This is a genomic window from Citrobacter braakii (assembly GCF_002075345.1).
Taxonomy (GTDB): Bacteria; Pseudomonadota; Gammaproteobacteria; order Enterobacterales; family Enterobacteriaceae; genus Citrobacter; species Citrobacter braakii.
The window spans coordinates 20,460-27,985 of record NZ_NAEW01000030.1 but is presented as its reverse complement, the minus strand read 5'-3'; the positions used below and the strand labels follow the sequence as shown (position 1 = coordinate 27,985).

The window sequence follows — 7,526 nt, the reverse complement described above, 5'->3', positions numbered from 1 at the left end:
TCTCTGGATGCGGAATGCATCTTTCCTGGGCACTATGATGCCGTAAATCTGAGGGGAGCCACACTTCACTTCTGTTACTCCCCGCTCTGGTTCAACATATGGTGGGAAGTGCTCATCTTATTTTCCTTTTATCGATGTTTATTACGCCCGGTTCGTGTGTGCTGGGCTTTTTTTTTGCTCTGGGTTCCGGTATGACAGTGTTTGTTTCTGGCGGAGTTTTACGGGGGAGAAACCCGTCGCTAAGTTTTTAATGTAGTATGTTGTAATAGTATTATTGATACCACAACATACATAAAATGAATCATACGATGGCTGCCACTACAGAGCAGATATGAGAGTCGATGGTCCGCGTATCATCCCTGCTGTACTGTAAAACCACTGCATTTGTTTTAACCGGTTTAACCTGCTGATTTGTGTTATTCGCTGGAATAAGGCCAGCATTAAAACATTCCTTTGTCCTCAGGCATTTACTGCGTATTCCGCTCTATTCGATCACGGATTGGCATCGAAGTTCGATCAGCGATTCGCGAGAGAAGCGCGATCGAAATCGCCGGAATCACTGACCGGAATCATCGGAATACGCAATTATCACGCACAATAACCTGCTCTGCGCGATTGACGCCTATACGCAAAAACTGAACATCACCGCCGCGGATAGTACCATTCTGGCGGTACCTGTGTATCACATCACCGGCCTGTCGGCGCTGCTGGCGCTGTTTATTAGCCTCGCCGCGAGCATCTGGCTGCAGCATCGGTTCAACGCCCCGCAGGTGATCAACACCCTGCGCGAGCAGAACATTACCTTTCTGCACGGCTCGCCAACCATTTTAGTCGAAAATTTCACAACACCAACTCGCACATGGACAATAATGACTTTTATTTACGAAAAAAAGCCGCTAACGAGGCAACATTGCGGCAAAAAAATTGCAGTGGCTTATAATTATTAATTCACGCTTATAACAAATTTATCCATCAGTGGTTCTCCTCCAGCCCTCTCTTAATAAGGATTTTTCATCATGTAAATCAGCAGCACCACAAGAAAAATCATCCCGAAATAAAGACCGCCAATAAACAGTTTCGCTCCGAGGGTATATCTAATCCGACTAACCGGGCCACTGACGGACCTGTCTTTCTGTTTCATTCAGAAGATACCTTCTGTCTGTTGAGTGGTGCCTCTTTGCAATGTGCTGCCCGGTATCCTGAACGGATTGTTCTGCCTTTCCGGTGACAACGTGAAGTTTTCCGCCAAAACATCGATGTTGCACTGAAGGGTCAGCCGGTTACACAGATTCCTGTACCATCCCCCCACGGTAATCCTTCCTGACTTCGTCAGCGCCGCAGTTTGTTCAACGGTCCTTCCTTCCCGTATATACGACAGCATCGTCCTTTCCTTTTTCGTCAGCGACTCCGACAGCAACGATATATGCAGTATGTAATCCAGCTCCTTCACCGTCTCCGTTATACGCCGGGCCAGTTCCGGTATCAGTTGCCCGACCTGGGTACAGTCTGTCTGTCTGTGGTACTTCATAAGACCCTTTTTCACCGCATGGAACAGATATCGTCCCATATCGCCCTCAGCCACATCCGTATCCTGATTCAGCGTACAGTTAAACCACCTGGCCACAATTCTGTCCGGATACATTATCTCCGGACTGAACACAGCAATTCCCACCCCTTCACGAATTTCTCTCAGCGACTGAATCAACAGAATATTTCTTCCGGGCTGAAGACTCAGTAACACCACCGGAGGGCGGAGAGATTTCTGAACCCGTTCAAGAAGCTCTACCGCATTCTGAATAACACCGGCATAACCAAACGCGGGTTCAGTATTTTCGCTGTAATATACAGATTCAGACAGAAAGTCTTTTATACCCTCGCGCATTACAGCGATAACTTCCGGGTTGTAACCATAAATATAAATCTTTCTCATAAAATCTCCCCTAGCCGTTCGCTCCGGTGAAAAGAAGGAGCGTAATATCAGACGGGATAAACATAATTAATGCCAGACATGATTCTTTTATTTTCTCATATATTTATTTATGCACAGCCTGCGCTAACGGAACAACATTCCGGACTCAGTAGAAATGAATTAATCATCATAATATTATGCAGTAATAATGAGCCATGAATCCGCCCATCATCTTCCCTGTGACCTTTCAGGTTTCTTCATCACCGTAAATATCCATACCATGAGAGGGAGCCAGAACCGACTCCCTCCTGCCATGATGTTATGACTTCATGGTTTACGTTTTGCGTTGCTGTCCGCCATTACCAGGTGTAGTTCACACCCACAGTGGCTTGCCACGGACGCTCGGTGTTATCACCTTTCGTGTAATCAAAGGCTGCATATCCACCCAGGTTATCCGTCACTTTCACCTCAGCACCCAGACCGGCCTGGAAGGCGGCACCCTTCACGCTGTTGTCCAGTGAAACGTTGTTCACGCGGACAGAGTTACCGTCAGCAAACTCATTCAGCGCAGCCAGGTGCAGGTACGGCTTCACGTAACCGCCACTGATGTCATACTGGTAACCCAGGTCCGCACCCACTTCACCCAGCATCGACTTATAGTCATTGCTGTTCACGGTCATACCGTTAGACAGGGCATAATGCTCACCGTCAAAGGCACGGGCCGCAGCACGGACATACGGCTCAGCAAAGAACCCTTCGCTGTTCCAGGCGTAACCCACCTTCGCTTCCAGACCGTAGCTGTTACCGCTGAAGTCCGCTTTCGCCTGCTGACCGTTAATCATGCGGGCTTTTGCTGTATTGCTGAAGTGGTTAAACTGCAGCGCACCATCCACAAACACGCCGCTGTCATAACGACGGGACATGTAGAACTGCGCACCATAGCTGTCCAGGTCACCACTGCTGTTCATTACGCTCATTTCTGAACGTGCAGAAGAAACCGCCACACCTGCCAGCCAGTTGTTCTCCGTCAGGGTGTCAACGCCCAGCATGACGCCGTTAGTTTTCAGCTTATACTCCGGCCCCACAGCCGTGGTGTTACGGTTTTCACCGCCGAAGTACGACAGCCACACGCCGGAATCCTTACCGTGACGTACACTGTTCATGTGCTTCGCCAGGGTATCTGATTCCAGGTTCGCCACATCAACCGGTGCCGCAGCCAGAGAAACAACGGTAGCGGCACTGTTGGACAGCTTACCGGTGCTGCTGTAGTAGATGTTCGTACGGTTATTCACCGCATCAATCACCTTCTCAGCGGCGTACTGGTACACACCCAGTTCAGCCGGTGCGCTCTGGCTGGTGAAGTCGGCGTCAGATTTAACAATCTGAGCGACTGTGGTTTTGCCATCCTTGTCCGTAACAGGGCGGCTTTCAGACGTTTTGTATGACACAAACTCATGCGCGCTGGTTGCATAAGGAGCATCAGCCAGACGGCCTCTGATGGTGTACGGCTCAGCACCGGAGCTTTCCACGGACAGGGCATACTTACCGCCTCTCGCCAGACCATCCACATACAGGGAGCCAAACTGATAACCGTCTGCAAGGCCGGTATTTGTCAGGCTGTGAAGATTATCCGGAGAATAAGTTCCTGCCAGAACGGAGGACACGCCCTTACCATCACTGGTCAGGTCAGTGTCAACGTTCAGGGTGACACCATATTTACTGCCGGTAAAACCACGGCCACCCAGTTGCGCCAGACCTGTGGAGGAAACGAGGTTAAGCCTGTTGTTGCCATTCAGGGTCAGGCTGTGGACAGAAGACTCCGGGAAATCACTCTCGTCGGCATTAAAATCATAGCCCTTTACATTCCAGACGGAGTTGTTGCTCAGTCTGACATCCGGGCTGGCCGGACCTGCGCCACCAGTCCAGGTGCTGTTATCCAGATTCAGTGAAAGGTAATCATGATTTGTCGCTGAGACGTCCCCCGTCAATGTACTGCCTTTGTTCAGGTTAACGGTGTTACCTGTCGCACCGGAACTAATATCGCCGTTCAGAACAGAACTGTTAAAATTAATGAGGTTATTTTTACCAGTGATGTTAAGCACATATGCCTGTGCCAGATTATCTGCTTTGCCGGCATCAAACACACCACCGTTGGCAAGAATGTGGTTACCGGTTCCGGAAAGGCCAATCGCTGTCGATATACCAGCCACACTGTCGTTGTGCAGTGTGATGTTCAGGTTATCAAGCAGAATGTTAGCTTCTGTCGGGATTGCAGTTTCAGCCGCCGTTGCCCAGACACCGTTATCAACATCAAACACAGGATTGACCGTTCTGGTGTCAATCTGCAGGCCGGTCAGTTTAAGGTTGTCGTATTTACGGTTCAGTAAATCAGTCTGGCCTTTCAGCCAGGCATTGACACCCGTCTCACCGTCAGCAGGCTGACCCAGAGCCAGTTTATCCGCAGCCTGTTGGTTCAGCGCAGCCACGTCATCCTTCAGCATCTGCACTTTATCAGCAAGCGTGAAGCTGTTGTGGATGTTAACATTCTGCAGATGAATCTGGTCAGCACCACGGACAACCTGCCCCTCCACTGGATTACCATTTTCATCCAGTTGAGCGGTGGCCGTTCTCAGTTCCTGAGACAGTTTTACTGCGGGGCCGTGTTCTGCGCTTACATAAGGAGAACTGTCATCCAGGGAGTGCCTCGCGCCCGCAGTTTTCGCCCACACATCAACCGGAGCGGCTTTGCTACCGGCCTCACCCACGGTAATTGTATTGGTGTCAGCCAGCGCGCCGTTACCCAGTTCCGGAACTTCAATATTCAGCACCGTGGTGGTAAACGGTTTGTCCTGGCTACCCGTGTACAGGTCTTTCCCTGTGAAGTTATCCTTCACGCCCGTCACATTACCGTCTTTATCAACATTAACGATGACGGATTTATAGCTACCGGAAGCCGGGTCATACTGCGAAATTTCGTCGGTACTCAGACCACCGAGATAGTGAGTGATGACTTCAGCATTTGCAACCCTGCTCTGGTCCTCTGCAGTGGTGGCAGCCGTACTGACGGTTTTCAGCGCACTGTTGTAGTCTGCGCGGAACGCCTTCTGCTCTTCAGCCGTGGAAAGGGGCATCAGGCTGGCAAGATGGTGAAGTCCTTCAGCAACGTTCTTACGGGCATTCTGGATATCATTTCCACCACTGGTGAACAAAGCATTTCTGGCCGACTGCAGGGAAGTGATGGCCGGAGCATCAGTAAATTCATTAAACTGTTTAAAGCCACTCTTTTGTCCCTTCACTGAGTCCTTATAAAGGTCATCCAGGTTACTCTTGCCTGTGAGCGTAAACAGTTTCTGCGCTGCAACTGATACCGCGGTTTCATCGGCAACAGCATTCGTTTTACCGAATACCTCCTTCGCGGCCAGATACTCTTTAACGGCTTCGTTGTATGATTTTTCAGCGCTGGCTTTGTTTTTCTCTGCTGAACTTAACTGGTTCTGCAGACCCGCCACGTCCTCAGACTTAAGCTCAAGCAACTCTTTATCCATCTGCAGTTTTGCAGGAATAAGCGCTTTCTTCTGACCAATCAGGGTGTACAGCGCCGCATTCTTCTCCTGCTGGGTTTTCGCAGTGCCGCCTTCTTTCACTGCGGCAGCATAAGCACTCGCTGCACTGTCAATAGCGGTCTGAATACCCGTAGATGTATCGCCAAGAACCTTAATATATGCGTTTTTCTTTTCCTCAAGAGTATTGACTGCATTTTCAGCAGTGCTACCGGTATAGGCTGTCTGCGCAGTATTCAACGCATCAGCCGCTTCAGTCCACGCATCGTTCAGCGTCTTCCATTCGGGAACGAGGGCAAGGCGCTCATTTCCGGCAGCATTCAGTTCAGCAAGCGCAGCGGTATATTTACCCTGTTTTTCTGTGAACACCTTATTCGCATCTTTGGCGGCAGTAATGGCTCCCGTCAGTGCTTCTTTCTCAACACCATTCTTTTCTGCTGCTGCAATCAACACTTTCAGGTACTTATCAACACCGGAAAATGCTGCCGCATTATCAGCGATGGTCAGATCAATGTCTTCGGGTAAATTATCTTTTAATGTTTTCAAGTCTTTTGCTGCATCAAGCCCGGATTGCAGATTACCAGTATCACCCAGTTGTCCTGCTGCCGTCTCCCAGATAGTATGAGCGGCTCCAAGAGATTTGGCGAATTCGCTGACTTTTGCTTTATCAGCAGCCTCAGGAATTGTTGCGGTACCAGCGGTAGTCACCAGTTCATTAAGTGCAGTATAAACAGCTGCTTTTTTACCTGGTTTATCGCTCTCTTTAGCGTCCCGGTAATCGTTTACGGCTTTGATATACGCATCGTATTTACCGTCAAGCTTTGACGCATTTTCAGCTTTATCAGAAGCTGTATTACCATCAGCTTTCTTGTACCGCTCAACCAGAGTCAGGAAATCCGGCAACCTTTCCTGAATATAACTTTCAGCAGCTGCCTGCTTTTGTTGCTCCTGTATAACTTTGTAGGATTTATCCAGATAGTTTGCATAGGCCTTAAGAGCGGCATCAGCTTTTTTTGCCTCAGGGGTTGCGGTATCACCCCCGGCTGATTTAATCGCCTGTGTCTCAAGCGAAACCACCGCATTTTTTGTCGTTTCAATACTGTTAATAACGTCAGTAAAGACTGAGTCCGGGACACTCTTATTCGGTACAATCTTTGCAGTACCCCCGCTAACATTATCACCTTCTGTAATTATCCAGGCATGACCAGCAACATCACCTGTTGAACCATACAGATTCTTTAACTTGCTGTTATATACGTCATTAACAGCTTTGGTTTTATCACCAAACGCTTTAAAATCTGCCGAAGCAGTGTCAAACGCAGACTGTTTGCTGCTTAAGTCAGTAATTTTTTTTACTTCTTCCGGTTTAAGCTTGCCATAAGCCACAACGGCATCGGCATAACCTTTTTTAGCACTGGTATCCCCACCTGACACACTTCCGACACCATTGACAGCCTGCAGAGCAGCATCAAGCTTCATAGCATTGCTACTCACGGTAACATCAATATTTTCAGGTTTTACTGTACCCACAACTTCTGCAAGAGTTTTAGGCTTAGCCGGGGTGGCCGTTTCACCAGCAGGTTTGCTTTCTGCTGCAGGCTGGACGGCATTTGCACTACTGTCCGCTGCCATAGCAGACAGGCTCAACCCCATCAGTACTGATGCGGCCAGAACATTAAGTTTAAATTTATTTTCCACTGCCATATCTAATTATTTCCTCTGCAATTTTACATGTTGAGAAAGATGAGCAAGAGTGCAAAAGCAAACGAACCCCGACAAACAAGGAGCAATCAGCTTCCGTACAGGCATCCTCCCTTAACACTCAAAAAGAAGACCAACGTGCAGTTATGTTTTTTTTCAGGCGAGTAAAAACAGGCCTTCCATCTCACAGACAGAGATAAGGCAGATGTCTTTAATAAATTCGCCATACAAAAACAGCCGGGCAATCAAAAAACACAAAGATAAAAACCATTACAGGCTAATATCCTGATTTAAGGATTTCCCGGAACTGACTGACTCTTCAGCGGAGATTCCAGCGTATGCAGAATACCCATATC

At 48.6% G+C, this 7,526-nt stretch carries 3 protein-coding genes; 1 reads left to right on the top strand and 2 read right to left on the bottom strand.

Annotated features, from left to right (window positions below):
* Positions 1-584: 584 nt before the first annotated feature.
* Positions 585-947 carry an AMP-binding protein gene (locus BZK42_RS26215; RefSeq protein WP_217125027.1) on the top strand — a complete coding sequence of 121 codons (363 nt, stop codon included), beginning with the start codon at positions 585-587 and terminating at the stop codon, positions 945-947.
* A gap of 194 nt (positions 948-1,141) precedes the next feature.
* Here BZK42_RS26215 and BZK42_RS26210 read toward each other — a convergent pair whose 3' ends face one another.
* Both BZK42_RS26210 and BZK42_RS26205 read right to left on the bottom strand, forming a co-directional pair.
* Positions 1,142-1,930: a hypothetical protein gene (locus BZK42_RS26210; RefSeq protein WP_080860986.1), complete on the bottom strand. Its 789-nt coding sequence runs from the start codon at positions 1,928-1,930 to the stop codon at positions 1,142-1,144.
* Positions 1,931-2,268: 338 nt separating this feature from the next.
* Positions 2,269-7,173 (bottom strand): autotransporter outer membrane beta-barrel domain-containing protein, encoded by a 4,905-nt coding sequence (locus tag BZK42_RS26205; RefSeq protein WP_080860985.1) that lies wholly within the window; start codon positions 7,171-7,173, stop codon positions 2,269-2,271.
* Between the last annotated feature and the right edge of the window lie 353 nt (positions 7,174-7,526).